Source organism: Priestia sp. SIMBA_032 (assembly GCF_046535215.1).
GTDB lineage: Bacteria > Bacillota > Bacilli > Bacillales > Bacillaceae_H > Priestia > Priestia aryabhattai.
On the sequence record NZ_JAWRXD010000290.1, the window covers coordinates 1 to 335 of the forward strand.

A 335-nucleotide genomic window follows, 5' to 3' on the forward strand; every position below is an offset into this window, starting at 1 on the left:
CGATCATCGGCGCCGACATTAACGAGCAGCCGTTGCGCGCTCGACCCACATTGCTGCGTGAGCTGATGGCGCGGACGGACGAACCCCTAGTTCGCTTATCGGAAGACTTCGCTGAAGATCCCGCATCGCTCGTCGCTTCCGCCTGCAAAATGAGGCTTGAAGGCATCATCGGCAAGCGGGGCGACGCGCCATATCGCTCGGGCCGATCAACAGACTGGGTGAAACTCAAATGTAACCTGCGCCAGGAACTGGTAGTCGGCGGCTTCACGCGCGCAAAAGGCGCAAGGTCCGGCGTTCAGGCGCTGCTGCTAGGCGTTCACGAAAGCGACGGCTCG

At 61.5% G+C, this 335-nt stretch carries 1 protein-coding gene; it reads left to right on the forward strand.

Annotation, left to right across the window (positions count from 1 at the left end; translation table 11 throughout):
* Positions 1-335: hypothetical protein (locus SB717_RS34435; protein ID WP_486360784.1), on the forward strand; the 335-nt coding region annotated here is incomplete at both ends.